This is a genomic window from Pseudomonas duriflava (genome assembly GCF_007830155.1).
GTDB lineage: Bacteria > Pseudomonadota > Gammaproteobacteria > Pseudomonadales > Pseudomonadaceae > Chryseomonas > Chryseomonas duriflava.
This window is the reverse complement of sequence record NZ_VLKY01000012.1, coordinates 135,811-158,401: the sequence shown is the minus strand read 5'-3', so window position 1 is coordinate 158,401 and position 22,591 is coordinate 135,811. Positions and strand designations below refer to the sequence as shown.

Sequence of the window (22,591 nt, the reverse complement as noted above, 5' to 3'; positions counted from 1 at the left end):
CTCCGGGTACGGCGAGAAACGGTTAGAATCGCTTCTTTTTCTGGCGGAGGCTGCGCCTTGCGAGACATCATCCTCATTACAAGTAACGGATATGCCGGCCCCGGGCTGAGCACTGTATTGGCCGCCGTACTGGCCGAAGCTGGCGCGTCATTGCTGGATATCCGGCAGAATCGTATTCAAGGGCTGGTCAGTCTCGGGTTGGTTGCCGAACTGCCAGTAGAACATGAGCTGAGTGTCTTGACTGAAACGCTTGAGCGGCGCGCCGCAGAGCGGGGGGCGCGGTTGCACGTGGCGCGGTTGGATGCCTCTTCGTATGCGACCTGGCAGGCTGCGGAGGCATCGCCCCGTCATATATTGACGTTGATGAGCCGGCATATCGAAGCGGCCCAGGTACAGCGCGTCGGTGAGCTGGTTGAGGCCCAAGGGTTATCGATTGAGCGAATCGAACCGTTGTCTGCGCCTGGTGCGCGCGGGCGGGCAGCGTTGGAGTTCACCCTGGTTGGCGAGCCAGCTGATCCTGAAGCCTTGCGCGCCGCCTTTTTCAGCGTGACTCAGGAATTGAACATGGATATCGGCTACCAGGCTGATACCCTTTTTCGCCGTCATCGGCGGCTGGCAGTGTTCGATATGGACTCCACGCTAATCCAGGCTGAGGTCATCGACGAGTTGGCCAAGGCTGCGGGTATTGGTGAGCGGGTCGCGGCTATTACGGAGCGAGCCATGCGGGGGGAACTGGATTTTCGGGCCAGCTTCAAAGAGCGCTTGGCGTTGCTTAAGGGCCTACCGGAGTCGGTTCTTGAAGATATTGGCGCTGGCCTGCGCTTGAGCGAAGGCGCTGAGCATCTGTTTGCCGAACTCAAACGTCTGGGTTACAAAACTGCCATCCTGTCAGGGGGCTTTACCTATTTTGCTCGCCAGATTCAGGCGCGCTTAGGCATCGACTACGTTTTTGCCAATGAGCTGGAGACCGTTGATGGGAAGGTAACCGGCGTCGCGGTGGAACCTATTGTAGATGCGCAACGCAAAGCCGATTTGTTGCGTGAGCTGGCGATGAAGGAAGGGGTGAGCCTGGAGCAGACCATTGCAGTAGGCGATGGCGCTAATGATCTGCCCATGCTGGCTTTGGCAGGGTTAGGGGTAGCCTTCAGGGCCAAGCCGCTGGTACGTCAGTCGGCTCGGCAATCCATTACCACGCTGGGGCTGGACGGGGTGCTCTATCTCCTGGGTGTACGAGATCGCGACGGCACCTCTTGACCGTTAAAGCCGGGCCGGCTGTTATAGTCCGGCCTGGTATCACTCTTCGGAGGTGAACTCGTAGTTCATGGCCTGGCTAGGCTCCTGCAAATAATAGCCCTGGATATAATTCACGCCTGACTGCCAGAGGGTAGCAAGAATGCTGGCGCTTTCGACAAAGGGCACGATGCATAACTTTTCATGCTCATGGACGCTAGCGATCAGCGCTTTCAGCGCCTCCTGATTCTCCGCATGGTTGAGGTCACGTACAAAGGCACCATCAACCTTGACGAAATCAACAGCGATCTGCTCCAGAAGCGTATAGGACGAAGATGACGTACCGAATTGACCCAGTGTAATACGGTGGCCTTGTTTCCTTAGGCCATGGGTCATTAGTCGAGCCTGATTCAGGTGAGCCACAACATCCGCTTCGCTGATCTGGAAGATTAGGGCTTCGGCTGGCAAACGAGAGGCCTGCATGGTCGCCTGTAGCCATGGCAACAACCTAGTGTCCTGTAGGGACGCCGCTGACAAATGGAGAAAAAGGCACGTGCTATGACCGCGGGCGCGGTGGTCAGCCAGGATACGAATCGCATTGTGGATTACCCAGCGGTCGATGCGTATGCTGAGGCCGCTTTCGTGGGCAGCCCGCAAAAAATCAGAGGTCGGTACCTGCTCATTTTGCGCATTGGTCAGGCGCAGCAAGGCCTCATAATGCTCTTGCTGATCACCGCGGAGGCTGATAATGGGCTGAAATAGCAGGCGGAACTGATTCAAATCCAAGGCCTGCTGTACCATGGCAACTAAGTTGCCTCGGCTGGCTGCGGCAGCGAGCTCCTCGGCAGGATCGTAGCGCTTTAGATCGTTGCCTCCCTGTCGGGCGATCGTTTGAGCGCAGCGGTGAGCGCGGTCAAGAACAGCGTTTGCATGAGGCGTTTTGGTATCCAGCGTCGTAAGGCCGATGGAGTAGGAAGGTTGAAAGGCGCGCTTGTTGATTTCCAGCGGATGTGCCGTAGTCTGCTTCAACACACTTCTTAAAATGGCTTCTAGCTGCTCTACTGGCTGCCGATCCGCCAGTACGGCGAAGGCATCGTCGCTGAACCGTGAAAGCAGGACGCCTTGGCCTACCTGTTGCTGCAGTTGTCTGGCCAGGGTTTTCAGCAGGGCGTCAGTGTGAGTCAGCCCGGCTTCTGCCAGCGTACCCGCATAGTGATCAATTTGCAGGTAGGCAAAGCTGGCTGCATGCTCTTGCCGAGCCACTTGTTCCAATGCGCTTTCAAGCGCTGCAATCATACCGGCCCGGTTGAGCAAGCCGGTTCCAGGATCCAGCCGAGTGGCTTCACGAAGCTTTTCCTCAAGCACCGCCTCGTTTAGGCCGCTGTCTCGAATAATCACCTGAATACAAGGTTCATCCTCGTAAAAAGCAGGCGAAAAGCTCATATCTGCTGTAAATGTCGTACCGTCAGCCTTGAGACCCAAGCACGTGAAGCGTGCCGTACCGTTCGCCTCAGGGTCATACGAGTATTGCTTAAGGAAGTCCCGGAAAGCCTGTTGATCGCTAGTGGCCACCAAGTCGATAACCGGCATGCCTTCTACGTCCTCACTGTCTGCGTAACCAAACAGCTCCAGATAGATAGGATTAACATGGACATGCATGCCATCGTGCACATAGGCAATGGCATCCTCGGAATTTTGCAAAAGCAACTGACAACGCTTTTCCGCCTCGGTCAGTGCTGCCTCGGCAGCACGATAGGCGCGACGTGTTTCTAGATTGCCTAGTTCTCGTTGTGCAACCAGAACCAAGCGCTCATCTTCTCCAAGTGGAACAGCGTCCTGAACCCCTTGCATCAGAGCCCGGGTAATAGCGTCCGGGTCCTCCGGATCGACCAGCAGGATGAAGGGCAAGTCTCCAGCCTGATTGCGAGCTATTTTAAGGGCTTCAAAAGGTGGCAGCGCTTGGCAAGAAGGCGTCGCAATAAGCAGGTCCCAGCTTTGCTGCAGGGCGCTGGTGAGCGCCTCTGGGCTATCCAGGCACTGAGCGCGAGTCGCGGAGCCTGCATTACGAAACAGGCTGACCAGCCGCTCGGCTTCGTTCTGCGATTCCTCGATGATAAGCAGGCGGATGATTTTCTTCGCAGTAGCCATAGACGGTTATAAGGACCTGAGCAAGAACAGTGATCAACAGATCAGGAGGCCGGAATCTACAGCGACTTCCAGAGGGAGTCAAAATCGTCTTCGTGAGCTGACGGCGAGCCCGCACCTTCCTTCCCAGGCTTGGGTGGGGGTGGGCTAGCGCTCTCCAATAATCGATATTCAAATATGCTAAAGCTTACGGTAGCACTTTGCCGGTGGGTCAGCATGCCCTGCTGCTCCATGCCGTTCTGATTGATCTGTACCTTGCTGCCTTCCTGAAAAGGCAGGCGCGGAGCAATCAAGGTAGGTGCCTGGTCAATAGCCTTGATTTCCGGCAGCAGCAGACCACGTAAGTATTGGCTGTTTTGCTCAGCCTTACGCAAGAGCTGAAGGCCACATGGGCGGGCCGTCGGTGCAAGTAACTCCAGCCCCATTTGCGTGCCACCTCCGCGAACCTGTCGAATCCAGCGGATGACGGCGATCCCCCAGCTGTGCTCATTGGTGCCGCGTAGCCCTACTACTTCCCCTGCCTGTAGCTGATCGGGTACTTCGTTGGGCCAGCTGACGCAATAGCCGCCTGGGCTGTGATTGACGATGGGCAGCGAGAACAGCGGATAGGTCTTATCGAGCTCAGGCTCTTGACTCTGGACAGTGCCCGGCGTTTCGTAACGAATCTCTTCAAGCGTATCGCCCGGTTCAGACGTGTTGTACTCCGCATCAAAGGCTAATGACCATACATCGGCTTTCTGCGCTGGCGCAAAGTCAGGCTTGGCCGCCGGTGGGGCTGGAAGATTAAGGGTCTGGGCAAAAGGTAGCCGACCAGACAGGTGAAAGTGCAGGGCGCTCATGCCAATGCATACTTCTAGTCGACCCTGACCGGATGTGCGCTGAAAGGCCCGGTCCGATTCCTGCCCCCAGGCGGCCCGTACATGTTGGAGCAGATCGGTACTGATGTCAGGCTGGGCCGGCAAGCGCGCTCGGCTACGCTCTTCAGGCGGCAGGGCAAGGTAGTCGCTGATCTGGCCGACCAGGGAATGCGTTGACAATCCCAGCAGGCCCTTAAGATTGGCTTCCTTAAGGAGGGTCCGGTAACGGGCTGGGGCATCGATCTGAGGCGCGACGACAAACAGTACGTCTGCCTGATCGGCAGGCTTGAGCTGTACCAGGCTGGCCCAGCGATCTAAATACTCGACCAGTTGAATGATCTGGCGCTGGCGTATCTGGTTGCAACGGGCTGTGCCAAACAGGAGAGCCGCGCAATAGGCTTCTTGCGGGCTTTGACCATCCGGCCGCTGAACCAGATCATCGCGGATGCGCTGGGTATGCAGGTTCAGGCGTTGTGCCAGCAGGAACAGCTGGTGAAGCTCCAGCCATAGATGGTCGCTGGCAGGTGTATACAGTAGGGCGGCACGGATCAGAGGGCCTTGCAGGCTGCGTAGTGCTCGTTGCAAGGCCAAGGGCAGCAGCGTGTTTCGGTCACGGGACGACGCTGCCAGTTCTTCGGTAACGACAAGCTTGTAGCCGGCTGCCAGATGGTTTTGCAAGGCCTGGCATAGGTTGGCGACCTTGCGTGAGCGCTCGTCCAGCACAATAGGCTGATCCAGCACATGCCGCTCAAGCAGCGTGCAGGTTCGATAAACTTCCGGGCGCAGCAGCTCCAGTAAGCGAAGACGCATGTCGTTGGGCTGGATCAACTGATTGATTTCCATCAATCCCTGATACAACAGGCGCGCCACTTCGCCGAGCTTGGCTCGCGGCAGTTGATCCAGCCAGTGTTTTAGTCCGTTGGGGCTGGCTTCGCAAAACGTCAGACTCCGCTGCGTGGGCGTCGGCACCCGCAGCAGGTGCTGAGGGCCTTGGCTAACCATCGACAGTGATCTCTCCCAATTGAGCAGTGGTTGGGACGTTTATCCCTAGGGTTGATAAAAGGCGTGTAAGCCAAACTTCGCCTGGTTAAAGCTCGCCCGGCATCGGTTCGATGATATCGGTGCGTACCGGTGATCCGATCTGCTGCCCCATATTGACCGTGCTGAAAGCGCCAAGCTCCTGAGCCCAACGGATTTGGTCCGGCCCAAACAAGACGATAACAGTAGAGCCCAACTTGAAGCGGCCCATTTCCTGTCCTTTTTCCAAATGGATCGGGGCGCGTGCGGCTTCATCATAGCGGGTAGTTCTGAGCATCCGCTTAGGTGGAGTCACGAGGCCGGCCCAAGTGGTCTCGATGCTGGCCACGATCATAGCGCCTACCAGAACCATGGCCATGGGGCCGTGCTCGGTATCGAATAAACACACTACGCGTTCGTTACGGGCAAACAGTTCAGGTACGTTTTCGGCCGTCAGGTGATTAACTGAAAAAATTTTACCCGGTACGTAGACCATTTCTCTTAGGGTACCGGCAACAGGCATGTGTACGCGGTGATAATCCTTTGGCGAGAGATAGATCGTGGCAAAGGAGCCGCCCATAAACGGCGCGGCACGCTCGGCGTCGCCGCCCAGCAGTTCCAGCAGGCTATAGCTATGGCCCTTGGCCTGGAAGATACGACCATGCTCGACGTGGCCGATCTGGCTCACTTCGCCATCGCTCGGGCTGACAATCGCGTCGGGGTCAGCTGGAAGGGGACGAGCGTCCGGCTTCAGGCTGCGTGTGAAAAACGCATTGAAATTTTCATAGGCCGTCAGGTCTTCGACCTCGGCTTGACGCATGTCCACTGCGTAGCGGCGGGCGAACCAGGCCGTTAGTGCATTCTTGAGCCAGGGCATCCGGCATTCAGCTACACAACCAATCATCCGGGATAGAAGATGATGGGGCAGAATATGCTGGCTAAAGATGAACAGGCGATCTTTGAAATTCATAGTGAGTCCTTGAGCGGCAATTTCGAAGCGTGAACCAGCAGACAGGGCCAGACAAGGCGAAACGAGAAAAAGATTCACAAAGTAGCTGTGATATCTATCGCATTATACTGCCATTTGGCCTGCTATCGAGCGTTCACGTCTAACGTTCGATGGGTGTGTCTGGATGATTGCCCCATTCACCCCATGAGCCTGCATAACCCTTGACGCTTGGATAGCCCAACGCCTTGGCCACAAGATAGGTGAACCCCGAACGGTGATGCGTCTGGCAATGGGTAATTACTTCTTTATCCGGAGTAATGCCCAGGTTGTTCAGAATATCGGACATGTCGCGGCGGATACGCAGGTTGCGGGCCGGGTCCATGCCGGCGGTCCACTCAAAGTTCACGGCGCCCGGAATATGACCTCCTCGTGCTGCCAGGACCTTGTCTCCGCGGTATTCATCGGCACCGCGAGCATCCCAGATGACCATGTCCATAGCGCCTAGGCGATGTTGTATGTACTCGCGAGTAGCTATAGGTGCGTCGTGTAAGGTCAGGGCGACAGGCGTCTGGCCGGGTGCCGGTACATCCTGCGTTAAGGGAAGGCCCGCATCGATCCAGGCGTGACGCCCCCCATCAAGGTAGTGGTAACGGGTATGACCAATCACGTCCAGTAACCAAATGAAGCGTCCGGCCCAGCCACCGCCTTCGTCGTCATAAACCACGTAAACGGCATCGGGGCGATGCCCCAGTTCGCTGAACAAGGTTTCAAGATCAGCCTTTTCTGGCAGCAGGCCCGGTGCAGGTGGCTTGCCCAATTGAGTGCGCTGTGGCGCAACGAAGCGGGCGCCCCGGATATGCCCTTCGGCGTAGCGAGCCACGCTCGACAGGTCGACCAGAATTAATTCAGGCGCGTCGAGGCGTGCGGCTAGGTCGGCGGGCTCGATTACGAGAGGCAGGTCAGAAAAGGACATGACGAATTCCCTGAATGAAAGGATAGGGCAGATTGTACCGGGGTTGCCTGAAAGCTGAACCATTCATCATGGTCAGGATATGTATGGGTCATGCAAGAGAAGCCCTCGCTCAATGCACGTCATGGTTTTGCTGAAGGCTTGCAGATCCCGCTCGGACAGCGGCGCTCCTTGTTTATCGGCAATGACCAGCAGACCAACGCGTGACTTGTTGCCCACCGAGCGAAGTATCAGGTTTTGAGTGGCGAAAAGCGCACGTAGGTTACCGGGCAGGTGTTGAATGAACTGAGCGGCATTGTCCTGGGTTAGACACAGTTGGGCCGGCTCTGCCATGAACTTGCGCAACAGAGCGCTGGTAGACAGCGACAGTTGTAGGCCGTTGGACGCTTCTGGAAGCCCATAAACCTGCTGGGCCAGTAGATGGGCGCCAGAGCGATCAGGAATCAGCACCATGAAGCGAAGCAGGCCACAGGCTATCAACGCATCGCACGCGCAGGCGGTCAGTTGCAGTAGGTTGGTGAAGGGGCTAGGGTCCTTCAATAGGGTCTGGCAGTATTTTTTCCAGGTGTCGATGTCTACTGGCGGTGTATGAGACGACTTGGGTAGTGCCTTTTTCGGGCGCAGGCGTCGTTCGTCCCAAGGCCATAGCAACGCTTCGGCAGGATGCCAGAAACCGGGCTTGGCCTGCTGCTTCGCGCTTTGTACAGCAGCCTGATGCGTGAGCTGTTGTACCTCTTCCAGCGGAGCCTGCATGTACAGACCGGTCAGACGTTGCCAGCGGAGAACATGGGGGTCGCTCCAGCTCTGGTGCGCCGCTAGAGCCAGGCCATTCGCCAATAGAATAGTGTTGCTTGGCTGGGTTAACCAACGGCGCAGCGGCAGGTCAGCATCGAGGCGCTGTTGCTGTTGCAGGGGATGGCTATTGTCATGAGCGATATGCAGCGCCTTGACCAGACGGCGACGATCCTGAACCAGCAACCGGTACCCTTCAACGATCCAGGCTGGCAGGCTCCAGCGTTCGGCAAGGGCTAGGCAGAGTTCAAGCAAGGGAACGCCTAACAACTCACGCTCAACCTGCACAGCAGGTTCGTGATTGCCTAGTACACGCTGCTCCCATTCGGTCCAGAGCTCCGGGTAGAGCTGCGCCAGCGGCCAGACCGGCGCAAGAAACAAAAGTGCGCAGAGACGAACCTCCTGCCGCAGGCGCGCCAGTGAGTTTCCGAACAAGCCTGTGGCTTGAGAGAGGGCATGCTGGCTTATCAGCAGAATCTGCTCCAGGGCCGGTGAGTATTGCTCTCTAGTTTCGGGCGGCAACGCCGATAACACATATTCTGCAGGCCCTAGCCCCAGTCGGCTTAAGGCTATTTCCAGGGTAACCGCCGGATTCTCCTTGCCGAGCGGGCTTCGATTGGCCTCGCGCAGCAGCACCAGTGCCAGGGCCGGTGATTTGATCGCGGCTTCGGCAATTTCCGGAACGGTGCGCTGGCCATTGAGCAGGGCCCGGCGGACGTCATCCCGTACTTCGACAGGAACGGACAAGCGCACGCTTTCCAGCTTGGTCAGCCAGGCATCAAGCGTCGTAGGACGAGCGGATGAGTTGGACATAGAGGGCTCGCAGGAATGGCTTTTCATAAAAGGCCTACAGTCTGGCGCAGATTATCCGATAACTAAATCAGCATTCCCGTCTTTGGGCCTTAGTCAACTTAAAGTGTTTGAAAATTATGGTCAAAATCATCGGCATTATCGTTGTCATTGGTTGCGTACTTGCAGGCTTCGTACTGTCGGGTGGCAGTATCATGGCCCTCGTGCATCCTTACGAAGTGCTGGTTATTGGCGGCGCTTCGATGGGGGCCTTCCTGCAGGCGAACTCAGGCAGCACGTTCAAGGTCGTGCTGAAGAAGTCTTTGTCAATGTTTGGTCATCGCTTCACGCATGGTTATTACCTAGACGTCCTTAAGCTGCTCTACGAGATTCTCAACAAGAGCCGCCGCGAGGGGATGATGTCTATCGAAGGTGATATCGAAGAGCCTAACGAAAGCCCTATCTTCACCAAGTATCCGGCCATTCTCAAGGATGAGCGGATGACGGCCTATATCACAGATTATTTACGTCTCATGTCTTCGGGCAACATGGCACCTCACGAGCTGGAAGGCTTGTTTGACATGGAACTCGCCAGCATGAAGGCAGACCTCGAGCATCCCGCTCATGCCGTGTCTAAAGTGGCAGACGGTCTGCCGGCCATGGGTATCGTGGCGGCAGTACTCGGGATCGTAATCACCATGGGCCTGTTGGCCGAGGGAGATACCATCAAGATTGGTGCAAGCGTGGGTACAGCCCTGGTTGGTACCTTCCTGGGTATTCTGGCGGCCTACGGTTTCTTTGCGCCACTGGCCTCATCGCTCGAGCATGACGCCAAGGAAGAGCTCAATGTTCTTGAGTCTATCAAGGCCACCCTGGTTGCCTCGGCATCCGGCATGCCGCCGACCGTAGCGGTCGAGTTTGGCCGTAAAGTCTTGTACCCCGCCCACCGCCCAAGCTTTACCGAGCTTGAGCAAGCCATGCGTGGCGCCTGAGGCTAACTAGTCATGGATAACAACCAGCCTATTATCATCAAGCGCGTCAAGAAAGTTGAAGGCGGGCACCACGGCGGTGCTTGGAAGATCGCCTTCGCTGACTTCATGACCGCCATGATGGCGTTCTTCCTGGTGATGTGGCTGTTGATTTCAGCCACACCCGAGCAGCGAATCGCCATTGCCGGTTACTTCCAGGACCCGATCGGTTTTACCGACAGTGGCAGTCCGTATGTGATCGACCTTGGCGGCACACCAACGCCTTCGCCGGACCAAACGCTCAATCCCACCATGGATCAGCAGCCCAAGTCCGAAAATATGCCAAGCAACCCTGACGACGTGCCCTCCGAAGAGAGTTCGTCCAAACCGACGCCGGGTGAGGCATCAGGTATCAATGCAGACCTGGCGGAAAATATCGCCGAGAAGATCGATAAGGAGCGGCTGCAACTGCTTCTTCAGGAATTGCAGAACAAGATCGACGAGAACCCGGATCTGCAACGCTTCAAGGACCAGATTCTGCTGGAGATTACTCAGGATGGCTTGCGTATCCAGATTGTCGATGCCGAAAACCGGCCCATGTTCGACTCTGGCAGTGCCCAATTGAAGTTCTATTTCGAAAACATCCTGTTGGCCATGGCAGACTCCATCAAGCAGGTGCCGAACAAGATCAGCGTTAGCGGCCATACCGATGCCAAACCGTTTGTTGACAAGGGTTATTTCGGAAATTGGGAATTGTCAGCTGCTCGAGCGAACGCAGCACGACGGGCTCTGATTGCCGGCGGTTATCCGGATAATCAGGTGGCGCGTGTCGTAGGGTTTGCCTCGTCGGCCCTGTTCGACCGCAAGGATCCGCTCAATCCAGTGAACCGTCGTATCGATATCGTTGTACTGACGAAGAGGGCGCTGCGGAATATCGAGGGTGACAGTAGTAGCGAGGCCGCTCCGTCTTCTCCGGTGGGTCCACCGCCAGAAGACCGGCAAGGTGCAGCATCTGACGCTTCGGGTGGTGTAGGAAGCGTCAGGGCAACTAACAATCTCGCTCAGCCGCTCAATCCGCAGGACTTACAGCAAAAGCTCAACGCGTTTGACGATGGCGCGCTAAAGATGACTCCGCCGTCCGAGCGCTAAAGCGATAAACGATGCGCCTGTCTGGAGTAGGGCTGAAGGGTCAATACTCCGGCTCGGGCAGACTGGCGATGATGTGGCGGTAACTGGCCATGCGTTGAGGATGGATTCGCCCTTCTTCGAGTGCCTTGAGAAAGGCGCACCCGGGTTCGCGATCGTGTTTGCAGTCGCGGAAACGGCACTGGCCGGAGAGGTCGGAGAGTTCGATGAAGCCGGCCTCCACGTCGTCACGGCTCACATGGCCCAGTCCGAACTCACGGATACCGGGCGAGTCGATGAGATCGCCGCCGCCTGGAAAGTGAAACAGGCGGGCCGTTGTCGTAGTATGCGTTCCCTTGCCTGTTACCTCTGAGAGAGGGCCGACACGGGTGTCTACCCCGGGCAATAGTGCATTGACCAGAGACGACTTGCCTACCCCGGATTGCCCGACGAATACGCTGATGTGCCCATCCAGGGCTTCTTTCAGGCGATCCAGGCTCAAGCCGTTAAGGGCGGAAACTTCAAGCAAGGGGTACTCCAAATCGTTATAGATCCCGAGCAGGGTGTCCATGCGCTGGGCATTGCTGTCGTCGATCAGGTCAGCCTTGTTCAATAGGAGTAGGGGTTGGATGCCGGCATGCTCGGCTGCGACAAGGTAGCGATCGATCAGGTTTCCATGTGGCTCTGGTAGCGGAGCGAAGACGATAACCAGGAGATCTACGTTAGCTGCTACCGGCTTGAGTACGCCGCGCATGTCGGGGCGGCATAGCTCCGAGGTCCGCGGCAGTTGCGCCACAATGACGCCAATACCCTGGTTGCCCGAACGCCAGACCACACGATCGCCAGTCACGAGTGCAGGCAGGTTGGCACGCAAGTGGCAGCGTTGGATTTGGCCATCGTCGCCTTCCACTTCCACCTGAACGCCAAAGTGGGCAATGATCCGGCCGGTCTGCTCAGGGCCCAGATCGCCGCCCTCCAGCTCTTCAATCAGACGGGATTCCCGCTTTTCGGCACGGGCTGCGCGTTCAGTCTGAATTTTTTCGATGCGCCAGCTCTGCCGACGGGTAAGATGGCGTTTGGCCATGTAATCGCTCGATAAACCTAAGGTAGAAACGGAGTCTATCAGGCAGTTGAGCGACTCGGTGAAGGATCGTTCGATAGAGGCCATTCTTAGCTAGACTGCATCTCATTACTCGACTCCATGACAGGCCGCATGCTCGACACTCTTCGTCACCGATATCCTGCTGTATTGGCTTTACTGACCCAACTTCTGGCCGTGCTGATTGTTTGGGCCGTGCTACAGGTCAGCATGGTCGTTTTTCACTATCGTTTTTCGCTGATGGCTGCCGCCTGCCTCCAAGGCGTGCTAGCCGCTACCCTGGGGCAGTGCTTTGGTCTCCACCGTTGGTGGCTCTTTATCAATCTTCTCTTTGTACCTGCCCTTGTTGCATTCAATGGCTACGCCATCCCAGCCTGGATTTATCCGGTCGGCTTTTTCACTGTGCTTCTGCTGAACTGGAACAGCCTAACCGAGCGTGTTCCGCTGTACCTCACCGGCCGCGAGACTCGGTTAAAGCTTAGCGAGCTGCTGGCAGACCTGCCGCCGGGCTTTACCTTTGTCGATCTGGGCAGCGGTCTGGCGGGGACGCTTTGCCATTTGGCACGCGACTATCCCCAGAGTCGTTTCACTGGCGTAGAAACAGCGCCCATGAGCTTTGTGCTCTCCTGGCTACGCTGCCTGCCGCGGCGTAATTGTCGGATTCGTTATCGCAGCCTCTGGAAGGAAAACCTGGAAGGCTATGAGGTTGTGTATTGCTTCTTGTCTCCAGCGCCCATGCCAGCGCTCTGGGAAAAAGCCAGAGCCGAGATGCGTCCGGGTAGCCGATTGATCAGCAATACGTTCGAGATACCGGGCGTCCCGCCTAGTCAGGTTATCGAGCTGAATGACTGGCGGCAGTCCCGAATCCTCGTCTGGCAGCGTTGATACCCTGGCACAGGGCCAGCCGAGGCATATTTATTCCGCTACACTGCGCTGCATAGCTCAAGGAGTATTGCCATGCAGAACCCCCAGAACTTGATCTGGATTGATCTAGAAATGACCGGTCTGGATCCGGACAACGATGTAATCATCGAAATGGCCACTATCGTGACAGACAGCGACTTAAATGTGTTGGCTGAGGGGCCGGTTATCGCCATTCATCAGCCTGACGAGATTCTAAATGGCATGGATGAATGGAATACTCGCCAGCATGGCCAGTCCGGTCTGACCCAGCGGGTGCGTGAAAGCACTATTGATACGGCTGAGGCCGAGCGGCAGACCCTGGAGTTCTTGCAAGAGTGGGTGCCGGCGCGAGCTTCGCCGATCTGCGGCAATAGTATCTGCCAGGATCGCCGCTTCCTGTATCGGCGCATGCCCCAGCTAGAAGCCTATTTTCATTACCGCAACCTAGACGTGTCGACGCTAAAGGAGCTGGCTGCGCGCTGGGCACCGCATGTCCGAGACGGCGTTAAGAAAGCCGGCAGCCATCTGGCGCTGGACGACATTCGCGATTCAATCGCAGAGCTGCGTTATTACCGCGAGCACTTTATCAAGTACTAAGCCTGCTCGCTCGCTGGGTGCAACAACCAAAAGGCATTGCACCCAACTCCTGGGTTCAAGCAATGGAAGCCGTCTCACCGTGCCGCCCCAAGGCCCATTCAACATGTTCCCGCACGAGCGGGGAAGGATGCGCTCGATGCAGCTTTAAAGCCTCGACAACAGGAATACTAGTAGGCGCATTACCCAGCGCCACCGCAAGGTTACGCAGCCAGCGCTCATACCCGGCTCTGCGAAGGGGAGAGCCTTCCGTGCGGCTGAGAAATTCCGCTTCGGTCCAGCGAAACAAGGATACTAGGTCGCTGTTATCCAAATTATGCCGAGGCTGGAAGTCAGGCTGAGTTGTAGGCTTGGCAAAGCGGTTCCAGGGGCAGACGATCTGGCAATCGTCGCAACCGAACACCCGATTACCAATAAGTGGGCGCAATTCTTCCGGGATCGAGCCCTTCAGCTCGATGGTGAGGTATGAAATGCAGCGCCGCGCATCCAGTACGTAGGGCGCAACAAAGGCGGCGGTCGGACAAATATCCATGCAGGCGCTGCAGCGACCGCAATGGTTGCCGGCGTGAGGCGCATCTACCGGTAGCGGCAGATCCGTGAATAGTTCACCCAGGAAGAAATAGCTTCCAGCCTTGCGATTAAGGACCAGCGTGTTTTTGCCAATCCAGCCAAGGCCTGCCTTCTCGGCCAATGCTTTTTCCAGCACGGGGGCGCTGTCAACGAAGGCGCGATAGCCAAACGGGCCAATAGTGGCCTGGATTCGTTCGGCCAGTTGCTGCAGACGCTTACGAATGAGCTTGTGATAGTCGCGTCCCAGCGCATAGCGCGAGACATAGGCTCCGGTTGGTTCGGCCAAGCGCCGAGCCATCTCCGTATCGCCCGGCAGATAGTCCATCCGAAGCGAGACGATACGCAGCGTGCCGGGAACCAGCTCATCTGGGCGAGAACGTTTGCGGCCGTGCGCGGCCATATAGTCCATCTCGCCGTGATAGCCCGCGGCAAGCCAGCGCTCGAGGTACGCTTCATGATCAGCCAGGTCGACACCTGTGATGCCGGTCTGCTGAAAGCCCAGCTCACGTCCCCAGTCCTTGATAGTTTGGGCAAGTGTGTCGAGATCGAGTGTAGGTAAAGACATGGCGTGGCGTTAAGCTACCGACGAGAATATGAGTTTTCCAGACCTGGAGCCCGTTTCCGCATGCACGATGACTTGCCGCTTTCCCTTTATAGCGCTGCCCAAGTGCGCGCCCTCGATGCTCGATTGATCGCGTCGGGAACACCTGGTTTCGAATTGATGCATCGTGCCGCACGTGCGGCCTGGCGTGCCTTGCGCCAACGCTGGCCCGATGCCGGGGCGATTACAGTATTCGCTGGAGGAGGCAACAACGGCGGCGATGGTTATTTGATCGCGGCCTTGGCGCAACGGGCGGGCTGGCCGGTGCGAGTATACCACCTCAACGATCCCGCCACGCTCAAAGGCGACGCGGCGCATGCCTATGCTGAAGCCACTGGTTGCGGGGCTCGGTCGGAAGCATGGAAGAGCGGTGCGGAGCTGAGTGGCGTCATTGTGGACGCGCTGTTGGGTACAGGCTTTTCAGGCAGTGTTCGGGACGCATACGCTGAAGCTATCAAACAAATCAACGCCTCGCCGTTACCCGTTCTGGCTGTGGACGTTCCCTCCGGACTCAATGCTGATACCGGGGCTGTCACTAGCATTGCGGTTCAGGCGAATCTAACCGTTACGTTCATTGGGGTAAAGCTGGGGTTGCTGACGGGAGAGGGGCCCGATCATTGTGGCGAGCTTGAATTTGCCGCGCTGGTCGAGGAGCCCCAGAATCCGGCTGATGCCTTGGCCCAACGTCTGTCGCCCCGCAACCTGCCGCGCTTGCCCCCGCGTAAGCGTAGTGCCCATAAAGGAAACTTTGGGCATGTTCTGGTGATGGGTGGTAACGAAGGGACGGGGGGCGCAGCGATGATGACCTCTGAAGCCGCACTGCGCTGCGGGGCCGGTATGGTGTCTCTGGCGACGCGTCCTTCCAATGTGGCCGCCGCGTTGGCGCGTCGTCCCGAAATCATGGTTGCAGGTGTCGAGTCCTCGAGCCGAGTTATCTCGCTGGTTGAAAAAGCCGACGTCCTGGCCGTTGGGCCGGGATTGGGGCAGGGCGCCTGGAGCCGCAGTCTTCTAAGCGTGGCTGCTTCTCGGGACATTCCTCAGGTCTGGGACGCCGATGCGCTCAACCTACTGGCAGGTCAGGCAGTCAGTACGCCCAAGGGGCCCTGGATCATGACCCCTCATCCTGGTGAAGCCGCACGCCTGCTGCGTAGCGATACCGCAACGGTACAGAACCTTCGGCCTACGGCGGCCAGAAAGCTGGCCGAACGTTACGGTGCGGTTGTACTGCTCAAGGGGCTTGGAACGCTTATCGCCGCTCCGGATGGCCGGATGGCGTTATGTGGGCGAGGACATCCTGCTATGGCAACCGGTGGCGCAGGCGATGTGCTTACAGGCATCATTGCCGCCTTGTTGGCTCAGCATCTACCGGCTTTCGAAGCGGCCTGTCTAGGTGCCTGGCTACATGGGAGGGCCGGTGAGCTGCTTGGTCAGCATGGACGAGGACTGGCCGCTAGTGACTTTCCCGATACCGTTCGTCAGCTTTTAGAGAGTTATAATCCATGTCTCAAATGACTCCTCCTTCGACAACTCCATTTGAAACCGTGCTGTTTGTAGCTGACGAAGAAGGTATGGCTACCCTAGGGAAAAAGATCGCTCAGGCCAGCGGAGGCCGCGGGACCGTTTACCTGCATGGTGATCTTGGCGCTGGAAAGACAACCCTGTCGCGCGGCATTCTGCGTGGCCTGGGGCATGCCGGAGCGGTCAAAAGTCCTACATTCACTCTGGTGGAGCCTTATGAGATAGCGGATATCCAGGCCTACCACTTCGATCTGTACCGTCTGGCCGACCCCGAAGAACTTGAGTTTCTTGGAATTCGAGACTATTTCACAGGGGATGCCCTGTGTCTGATCGAATGGCCAGAGCGGGGGCGGGGCCTTTTGCCAAAGCCTGATCTGGACATTACCATTACGCCCCACGCGGGCGGTCGTAACGTGCAGCTGGTGTTTCAAAGCCCACAAGGCGAAGCTTGGCACGCCGCCCTGTTCACAGGAGTTTAAAGGCGAATGGGGTGGGGGATGCGAGTACGCTTGGGATGGGCAGCCATAGGTGCGTTGTTGTTGTGCATGGCGACTCAAGTACTGGCCGCTGCCGACATCAAGGATATGCGTGTCTGGCGTGCGCCGGACAACACGCGTCTGGTGTTTGATTTAAGTGGCCCGGTCAAGGCCAGTGTTTTTACCTTGACGGCGCCCAATCGGATCGTCATTGATCTGAGTGGCGCCAAGTTATCTACCCAGCTTAATGAAGCGCGCTTGAAGGGCACTCCCATTACAGGATTGCGCTCGGCTCAGCGCACGGAAAATGACCTGCGTGTCGTGCTCGACGTTGCCCAGCCGGTAACGCCCAAGAGTTTTACCCTGGCACCCAATCAGCAATACGGAGACCGCCTCGTAGTCGACCTGTACGATCAGGGCGCCGACATTAGCGCGGACGTTCCGGCTACGCCAACCCCCGAACGACCCTCAACGCCGGTAAGCCCGGCTCAGCCCAAAGTGACGGTGCCGGCAGGACCGTCCGGCAAGCGCGATGTAATTGTCGTGATTGATGCCGGTCACGGCGGTGAAGATCCTGGTGCCGTTGCCCAGGGGGGAGGCTTGTTCGAAAAGAACATTACTTTGGCCATTGCTCGCAAGCTGCAGGCACAGATCAATCAGATGAAAGGCTACCGGGCCGAGCTGACGCGTACGGGTGATTATTTTATTCCGCTGCGCAAGCGTACCGAGATTGCCCGTAAGAAGGGGGCTGACCTATTTATCTCTATCCATGCAGATGCTGCGCCGAATCGGTCCGCTTCTGGCGTTTCCGTTTTTGCGTTGTCGCAACGTGGCGCTACGTCAGAAACGGCGCGCTGGCTGGCTGATACGGAGAACAGTTCCGATCTCATCGGGGGGGTGGGTAGCGCGCTGGATACTAAGGATCAAATGCTTGCTGGCGTGCTGCTGGACCTCTCGATGACGTCAACCCTGTCCTCCAGTCTGGATGTCGGCCAAAAGGTGCTGACCAGTATGGGGCAGCAAACCAAGCTCCTGCACCGCAAGGTTGAACAGGCCGCCTTTGTTGTGTTGAAATCTCCGGATATTCCATCGATTCTGGTCGAAACCGGGTTTATCTCCAATCCGAGCGAGTCGACCAAGCTGGCCTCTTCCAGGCATCAAGAACTTCTGGCTCGCCAGATTCGCGCAGGCGTCTCGCAGTATTTCCAGAGAAGTCCGCCACCCGGAACTTACCTTGCTTGGCTGCGTGACCAGAAGGGGCAGCAGTTAGCGACGGGGAACCCATAAGATCCCTCTGGACCGATAAGCGCTGCCTTCTGACCTGATGTCCTGTTCGGAAAGCTTTGCTGCTTTTCTGTTCAGCAAGCCCTGACCTTCTGATTATTTCTGGCTGCTTTCATGACTGACATACGCCGTATTCAACTTCTCAGCCCGCGCCTGGCCAACCAGATCGCTGCGGGTGAGGTCGTCGAGCGTCCCTCCTCGGTCGCCAAGGAATTGCTGGAAAACAGCCTGGATGCAGGGGCTCGTCGAATTGACATCGAGGTCGAGCAGGGTGGCGTCAAGCTGCTGCGTATCCGTGACGATGGCAAGGGTATTCCTGCCGATGATCTGCCGCTAGCACTTGAGCGTCATGCCACTAGCAAGATCTACAACCTCGACGAACTAGAGCATGTCGAAAGCCTTGGTTTTCGCGGAGAAGCTTTAGCCTCGATCAGCTCCGTATCGAGACTGACCCTGACCTCACGTCATTATGAGGCCGATCACGCCTGGCAAGTAGAAACTGAAGGGCGAGAAATGCATTCACGGGTTAATCCGGCTGCTCATCCGCCCGGCACGACGGTAGAAGTGCGCGACTTGTTTTTCAATACACCCGCACGGCGTAAATTTCTGCGGGCGGAAAAAACCGAGTTTGATCATTTGCAGGAGGTCGTACGGCGCCTGGCATTGGCCCGTTTCGATGTGGGTTTTCACTTGCGGCATAACGGCAAGACCGTGTTATCCCTGCATGAGGCCACGACCGATATCAGTCAGGCCCGGCGTGTCAGTGCAGTCTGTGGGTCTACCTTTCTTGAGCAGGCCTTGCCTATTCAGCATGAGCGAGGTGAGCTGCGCCTTTGGGGGTGGGTAGGGCTACCAACGTTCTCGCGCAGCCAGGCAGACCTGCAATATTTCTATGTAAACGGGCGGATGGTCCGAGACAAACTAGTTGCCCATGCGATACGGCAGGCTTACCGGGATGTACTGTATAACGGGCGCCATCCGGCATTCGTCCTGTTTCTCGAGCTGGACCCAGGGGTCGTGGATGTGAATGTTCACCCCACCAAGCACGAGGTCCGCTTTCGTGACAGCCGTATGGTGCATGATTTCCTTTACGGTACGCTGCATCGGGCCCTGGCCGATATTCGGCCGGATGATCAACTGGCAGCACCCGCGGCGTCCAGTCTGCCCGCGCCTGTAGTGACTGGTACGGCGGCCGGCGAGTTCGGCCCGCAAGGTGAAATGAGTTTGGCGGCTAGTGTGCTTGAGCCAAGCAGGTCGGCACTGGCGTCCTATGGCAGTGGGCCGAATGGCTCTGGCAGCGGCTCGTCCTACGCGCCCCCGCCATCTACCCACTCGAATTTGTCAGTCGCAGAAAAGCAGGGGGCTTATCAGGCTTTTTTCGCGCCGCTTCCTGGAAACGGTCCGGCCTCACCTGCGTCCGCATCAGCAACATTGCCTGAAGAGCAAGGGGATATTCCTCCATTGGGGTATGCGCTGGCGCAGCTCAAGGGTATTTATATTCTGGCTGAGAATGCCCAAGGTCTGGTCTTGGTAGATATGCATGCTGCTCATGAGCGTATCACCTATGAACGGCTCAAGGTTGCGATGGCCAGTGAGGGACTGCGCGGCCAGCCCTTGTTGGTTCCAGAGTCCATTGCGGTCAGCGAGCGCGAAGCGGACTGTGCTGAAGAGCATGCAGACTGGTTCCAGAAACTGGGCTTCGAGTTACAACGATTGGGTCCGGAAACCTTGGCTATCCGGCAGACGCCTGCACTACTCAAGCAGGCCCAGGCAGCCCAGCTGGTTCGGGATGTCCTTTCCGATCTGCTCGAATATGGGACCAGTGATCGAATCCAGGCGCATTTGAACGAGTTGCTTGGCACCATGGCATGTCACGGCGCAGTACGAGCAAACCGGCGTTTGACACTACCGGAAATGAACGCTTTGCTACGGGATATGGAAATCACCGAGCGCAGTGGTCAATGTAACCATGGTCGACCTACCTGGACCCAAATGGGGCTGGACGATCTCGATAAACTGTTCCTGCGTGGCAGGTAATCGGCCTCAGATGATGTCTGCAGGCCTTCAATGAGTGTGTGAATGTCTCTTCCTCCTGCCATTTTTCTCATGGGTCCGACAGCTTCGGGCAAGACTGATCTTGCTCTGGAGTTGGCGCGTGTACTGCCTTGTGAATTGATCAGTGTCGACTCCGCGTTGGTGTATCGCGGCATGGATATCGGTACGGCCAAGCCTTCTCCTGAGGTGCTTGAGTCTTTTCCTCACCGGCTGATCGATATTCGTGAACCCAACGAGGCGTATTCCGCTGCTGATTTTTGCGCAGATGCACGCGCGGCGATGGCTGACATCACAGCGGCCGGGCGCATTCCCTTGTTGGTCGGCGGAACCATGCTTTATTTTAAGGCCCTGCTGGAAGGCCTGGCTGACATGCCCAGCGCTGACCCGGCGGTGCGCGCTAATATCGAAGCACAGGCTGCACATGAGGGATGGGGCGCGATTCATCGTTGCCTTGCCGAAGTAGACCCCGAGTCTGCGGCCCGCATTCATCCCAACGACCCTCAGCGGCTGACCCGAGCGCTTGAGGTGTATCGCTCCAGTGGTGTAACGATGACCGAGTACCGGATGCGTCAACATGGAGGAAATGCTGATTCCAGCGCGCCGTTTATCGAACAATTCCCGTATACTGCCATTCATCTGGCGATTGCTCCCAGGGAGCGGGCGATATTGCATGAGAGGATCGCTGTGCGTTTCCGCCTGATGCTGGAACAGGGCTTCATTGATGAGGTCACACGTTTACGAGCACGGAACGATTTACACGCCGAGTTACCCTCTATGCGCGCCGTCGGCTACCGTCAAGTATGGGAGTACCTGGACGGAAAAACGAGTTTTGATGAAATGACTGAGCGCGGCATCATCGCCACGCGCCAGCTGGCCAAGCGACAGCTCACCTGGCTGCGTGGTTGGAGCCAGCTACAGTGGTTAGATAGTTTGGCGCGCGACAATGTGTCGCGTGTCTTGAAAAGCCTTAAGGCGGTCTCCATATGCAGTTGAGTCTCAAGAAGAATCGCGCCGATGATGGCGAACCTTCCGACCTTGCAATTACTGAATCTTTTATCTTTGAGGAGAGCGGCACAATGTCAAAAGGGCATTCGCTACAAGACCCTTACCTGAATACCCTGCGTAAGGAACGCGTTCCGGTTTCAATTTACTTGGTCAATGGCATCAAGTTGCAAGGTCAGATCGAGTCTTTTGATCAATTTGTCATCCTGCTGAAAAACACAGTCAGCCAGATGGTATACAAGCACGCCATTTCTACCGTTGTGCCCAGCCGCCCTGTACGTCTGCCTAGCAGCGATCAGCCAGCTGAACCCGGTAATCTGTAAATAGGAGTCGCCCTTGTTCTTTGAACGCCCGGGTGGTGGTGAACGGGCCATTCTGGTCCATATCGAAGGCCAGGATCCTGATGTCCGCGAGGATCCTCAGGAGTTCCAAGAACTTGCGCGCTCCGCCGGCGCTGACATGGTGGCTCTTGTCACTGTGTCGCGTTATCAGCCCTCCGCTCGCTTTCTCATCGGTACCGGCAAGGTCGATGAACTGCATGATCTTGTTAAGGCTGACCAGGCTGAACTCGTCATTTTCAATCACACGTTAACGCCCAGTCAGGAGCGTAATCTCGAACGTGCCTTGGAGTGCCGTGTGCTTGATCGTACCGGTCTGATTCTGGATATCTTTGCCCAGCGTGCCCGTACTCATGAAGGTAAGCTGCAAGTCGAGTTGGCTCAGCTGGATCACATGAGCACGCGCCTGGTTCGAGGATGGACGCACCTTGAGCGACAAAAGGGAGGGATTGGTCTTCGAGGGCCGGGTGAAACTCAGTTAGAAACTGACCGCCGTTTGCTGCGCATTCGTATCCGGCAGATTAAGCAGCGTCTGGAAAAGGTACGCAGTCAGCGTGAGCAGGCCCGGCGAGGACGGAGGCGTGCTGAGATTCCCGCTGTTTCACTCGTAGGTTATACCAACGCAGGCAAGTCGACGCTATTCAACAGTCTGACGGCCTCAGGGGTATATGCTGCCAATCAGCTGTTTGCGACGCTGGACCCCACGCTTCGCCGTTTGGAATTGGAGGATCTTGGGCCAATCATACTAGCCGATACGGTGGGCTTCATACGGCATCTGCCCCATAAACTGGTAGAAGCCTTCCGCGCGACGCTGGAAGAGTCCAGCAACGCTGATCTGCTTTTGCATGTCATCGACTCCCATGAGCCGGACCGTATGCTTCAGATTGAACAGGTCAATGCTGTGCTAAGCGAAATTGGGGCGGATGACATTCCCATGCTTGAGATCTATAACAAGATTGATTTGCTGGAGGGGATAGAACCACATATTCAACGTGATGAAGAAACAGGCACCCCGATCCGAGTCTGGGTATCGGCTCGTGAGGAACAGGGGTTACCTCTGATTCGTCAGGCCGTGGCTGAGCTTCTGGGCGAAGATCTGTTCACCGGTACCCTGTGTCTGTCCCAGGATCTGGGGCGGCTGCGGGCGTTGCTGTTCGAGCAGGGAGCCGTTCAGGAGGAGCGTCATGACAACGAAGGTCGTACGTTGTTGTCTGTACGTTTACCACGCGCTGAACTTAATCGTCTTGTCAGTCGTGCAGGTTTTAAGCCCGATGACTTTGTCGCACAACATACTTTGCAATAAAGCCTT

General features: G+C 56.9%; 18 protein-coding genes and 1 pseudogene. 12 read left to right on the top strand and 7 right to left on the bottom strand.

Annotated elements, in window-relative coordinates:
* The first annotated feature begins 57 nt into the window (after nucleotides 1-57).
* Nucleotides 58-1,254 (top strand): phosphoserine phosphatase SerB, encoded by a 1,197-nt coding sequence (gene serB, locus IQ22_RS17300; RefSeq protein ID WP_145144270.1) that lies wholly within the window; start codon nucleotides 58-60, stop codon nucleotides 1,252-1,254.
* 39 nt (nucleotides 1,255-1,293) lie between these two features.
* Here the strand turns inward: serB and IQ22_RS17295 are convergent, their stop codons facing one another.
* The 5 genes from IQ22_RS17295 to IQ22_RS17275 all read right to left on the bottom strand — a co-directional run bounded on the left by IQ22_RS17295 (nucleotide 1,294) and on the right by IQ22_RS17275 (nucleotide 8,773).
* Nucleotides 1,294-3,378 carry an EAL domain-containing protein gene (locus IQ22_RS17295; protein ID WP_145144267.1) on the bottom strand — a complete coding sequence of 695 codons (2,085 nt, stop codon included), beginning with the start codon at nucleotides 3,376-3,378 and terminating at the stop codon, nucleotides 1,294-1,296.
* A 56-nt stretch (nucleotides 3,379-3,434) separates the two neighbouring features.
* Nucleotides 3,435-5,234, bottom strand: a complete 1,800-nt coding sequence (locus IQ22_RS17290) for a molecular chaperone (protein ID WP_167654179.1) — start codon at nucleotides 5,232-5,234, stop codon at nucleotides 3,435-3,437.
* Nucleotides 5,235-5,319: 85 nt separating this feature from the next.
* A complete protein-coding gene (gene asd / locus IQ22_RS17285; protein ID WP_145144265.1) occupies nucleotides 5,320-6,219 on the bottom strand; it encodes an archaetidylserine decarboxylase in 900 nt (299 codons plus the stop codon).
* Nucleotides 6,220-6,358: 139 nt separating this feature from the next.
* A complete protein-coding gene (locus IQ22_RS17280; RefSeq protein WP_425298879.1) occupies nucleotides 6,359-7,171 on the bottom strand; it encodes a rhodanese-like domain-containing protein in 813 nt (270 codons plus the stop codon).
* A 72-nt stretch (nucleotides 7,172-7,243) separates the two neighbouring features.
* A complete protein-coding gene (locus IQ22_RS17275) occupies nucleotides 7,244-8,773 on the bottom strand; it encodes an HDOD domain-containing protein (RefSeq protein ID WP_145144261.1) in 1,530 nt (509 codons plus the stop codon).
* A gap of 116 nt (nucleotides 8,774-8,889) precedes the next feature.
* Here IQ22_RS17275 and motA point away from each other — a divergent pair, with 116 nt between their 5' ends.
* Complete coding sequence (gene motA, locus IQ22_RS17270; protein WP_145144259.1) at nucleotides 8,890-9,741, top strand: flagellar motor stator protein MotA; 852 nt, start codon at nucleotides 8,890-8,892, stop codon at nucleotides 9,739-9,741.
* A gap of 12 nt (nucleotides 9,742-9,753) precedes the next feature.
* Complete coding sequence (gene motB / locus IQ22_RS17265) at nucleotides 9,754-10,866, top strand: flagellar motor protein MotB (protein WP_145144257.1); 1,113 nt, start codon at nucleotides 9,754-9,756, stop codon at nucleotides 10,864-10,866.
* A 40-nt stretch (nucleotides 10,867-10,906) separates the two neighbouring features.
* On the opposite strand, the gene rsgA is transcribed toward motB, so the two are convergent.
* A complete protein-coding gene (gene rsgA / locus IQ22_RS17260; protein WP_145144255.1) occupies nucleotides 10,907-11,926 on the bottom strand; it encodes a small ribosomal subunit biogenesis GTPase RsgA in 1,020 nt (339 codons plus the stop codon).
* A gap of 129 nt (nucleotides 11,927-12,055) precedes the next feature.
* Between rsgA and IQ22_RS17255 the strand changes: the two genes are divergently transcribed.
* Nucleotides 12,056-12,826, top strand: coding sequence for a class I SAM-dependent methyltransferase (locus IQ22_RS17255; protein ID WP_145144253.1), 771 nt, complete (start codon nucleotides 12,056-12,058; stop codon nucleotides 12,824-12,826).
* 72 nt (nucleotides 12,827-12,898) lie between these two features.
* Nucleotides 12,899-13,441: an oligoribonuclease gene (orn, locus tag IQ22_RS17250; RefSeq protein ID WP_145144251.1), complete on the top strand. Its 543-nt coding sequence runs from the start codon at nucleotides 12,899-12,901 to the stop codon at nucleotides 13,439-13,441.
* A 55-nt stretch (nucleotides 13,442-13,496) separates the two neighbouring features.
* Here the strand turns inward: orn and queG are convergent, their stop codons facing one another.
* Nucleotides 13,497-14,573, bottom strand: a complete 1,077-nt coding sequence (gene queG, locus IQ22_RS17245; protein WP_145144249.1) for a tRNA epoxyqueuosine(34) reductase QueG — start codon at nucleotides 14,571-14,573, stop codon at nucleotides 13,497-13,499.
* Between the two features lie 60 nt (nucleotides 14,574-14,633).
* Between queG and IQ22_RS17240 the strand changes: the two genes are divergently transcribed.
* From IQ22_RS17240 to hflX, 7 genes and pseudogenes are all read left to right on the top strand, one after another.
* Nucleotides 14,634-16,121, top strand: a complete 1,488-nt coding sequence (locus tag IQ22_RS17240; protein WP_145144247.1) for an NAD(P)H-hydrate dehydratase — start codon at nucleotides 14,634-14,636, stop codon at nucleotides 16,119-16,121.
* Entirely contained in the window at nucleotides 16,118-16,606 is a 489-nt protein-coding gene (gene tsaE, locus IQ22_RS17235; RefSeq protein WP_145144393.1) for a tRNA (adenosine(37)-N6)-threonylcarbamoyltransferase complex ATPase subunit type 1 TsaE, read from the top strand. The genes IQ22_RS17240 and tsaE overlap by 4 nt, the downstream gene beginning before the upstream one ends.
* A 6-nt stretch (nucleotides 16,607-16,612) precedes the next feature.
* Nucleotides 16,613-17,857: pseudogene (locus IQ22_RS17230) on the top strand (N-acetylmuramoyl-L-alanine amidase); the annotation flags it as partial.
* Nucleotides 17,858-18,001: 144 nt separating this feature from the next.
* The gene (gene mutL / locus IQ22_RS17225; protein ID WP_145144243.1) at nucleotides 18,002-19,924 is read left to right on the top strand and encodes a DNA mismatch repair endonuclease MutL; all 1,923 of its coding nucleotides are present in this window, start codon (nucleotides 18,002-18,004) and stop codon (nucleotides 19,922-19,924) included.
* A gap of 42 nt (nucleotides 19,925-19,966) precedes the next feature.
* On the top strand, nucleotides 19,967-20,935 hold the full coding sequence (miaA, locus tag IQ22_RS17220; protein WP_145144241.1) for a tRNA (adenosine(37)-N6)-dimethylallyltransferase MiaA: 969 nt from the start codon (nucleotides 19,967-19,969) through the stop codon (nucleotides 20,933-20,935).
* Nucleotides 20,936-21,018: 83 nt separating this feature from the next.
* The gene (gene hfq / locus IQ22_RS17215) at nucleotides 21,019-21,267 is read left to right on the top strand and encodes an RNA chaperone Hfq (protein ID WP_145144391.1); all 249 of its coding nucleotides are present in this window, start codon (nucleotides 21,019-21,021) and stop codon (nucleotides 21,265-21,267) included.
* A 13-nt stretch (nucleotides 21,268-21,280) separates the two neighbouring features.
* Complete coding sequence (gene hflX / locus IQ22_RS17210; protein WP_145144239.1) at nucleotides 21,281-22,585, top strand: ribosome rescue GTPase HflX; 1,305 nt, start codon at nucleotides 21,281-21,283, stop codon at nucleotides 22,583-22,585.
* The last annotated feature ends 6 nt before the right edge of the window (nucleotides 22,586-22,591 follow it).

Bases quoted from the DNA above. Each gene is read 5' to 3' on its own strand.
- IQ22_RS17295 (WP_145144267.1), bottom strand. From the start codon at position 3,378: ATGGCTACTGCGAAGAAAATCATCCGCCTGCTTATCATCGAGGAATCG.
- IQ22_RS17290 (WP_167654179.1), bottom strand. From the start codon at position 5,234: ATGGTTAGCCAAGGCCCTCAGCACCTGCTGCGGGTGCCGACGCCCACG.
- asd (WP_145144265.1), bottom strand. From the start codon at position 6,219: ATGAATTTCAAAGATCGCCTGTTCATCTTTAGCCAGCATATTCTGCCC.
- IQ22_RS17280 (WP_425298879.1), bottom strand. From the start codon at position 7,171: ATGTCCTTTTCTGACCTGCCTCTCGTAATCGAGCCCGCCGACCTAGCC.
- IQ22_RS17275 (WP_145144261.1), bottom strand. From the start codon at position 8,773: ATGTCCAACTCATCCGCTCGTCCTACGACGCTTGATGCCTGGCTGACC.
- motA (WP_145144259.1), top strand. From the start codon at position 8,890: ATGGTCAAAATCATCGGCATTATCGTTGTCATTGGTTGCGTACTTGCA.
- motB (WP_145144257.1), top strand. From the start codon at position 9,754: ATGGATAACAACCAGCCTATTATCATCAAGCGCGTCAAGAAAGTTGAA.
- rsgA (WP_145144255.1), bottom strand. From the start codon at position 11,926: ATGGCCAAACGCCATCTTACCCGTCGGCAGAGCTGGCGCATCGAAAAA.
- IQ22_RS17255 (WP_145144253.1), top strand. From the start codon at position 12,056: ATGCTCGACACTCTTCGTCACCGATATCCTGCTGTATTGGCTTTACTG.
- orn (WP_145144251.1), top strand. From the start codon at position 12,899: ATGCAGAACCCCCAGAACTTGATCTGGATTGATCTAGAAATGACCGGT.
- queG (WP_145144249.1), bottom strand. From the start codon at position 14,573: ATGTCTTTACCTACACTCGATCTCGACACACTTGCCCAAACTATCAAG.
- IQ22_RS17240 (WP_145144247.1), top strand. From the start codon at position 14,634: ATGCACGATGACTTGCCGCTTTCCCTTTATAGCGCTGCCCAAGTGCGC.
- tsaE (WP_145144393.1), top strand. From the start codon at position 16,118: ATGACTCCTCCTTCGACAACTCCATTTGAAACCGTGCTGTTTGTAGCT.
- mutL (WP_145144243.1), top strand. From the start codon at position 18,002: ATGACTGACATACGCCGTATTCAACTTCTCAGCCCGCGCCTGGCCAAC.
- miaA (WP_145144241.1), top strand. From the start codon at position 19,967: ATGTCTCTTCCTCCTGCCATTTTTCTCATGGGTCCGACAGCTTCGGGC.
- hfq (WP_145144391.1), top strand. From the start codon at position 21,019: ATGTCAAAAGGGCATTCGCTACAAGACCCTTACCTGAATACCCTGCGT.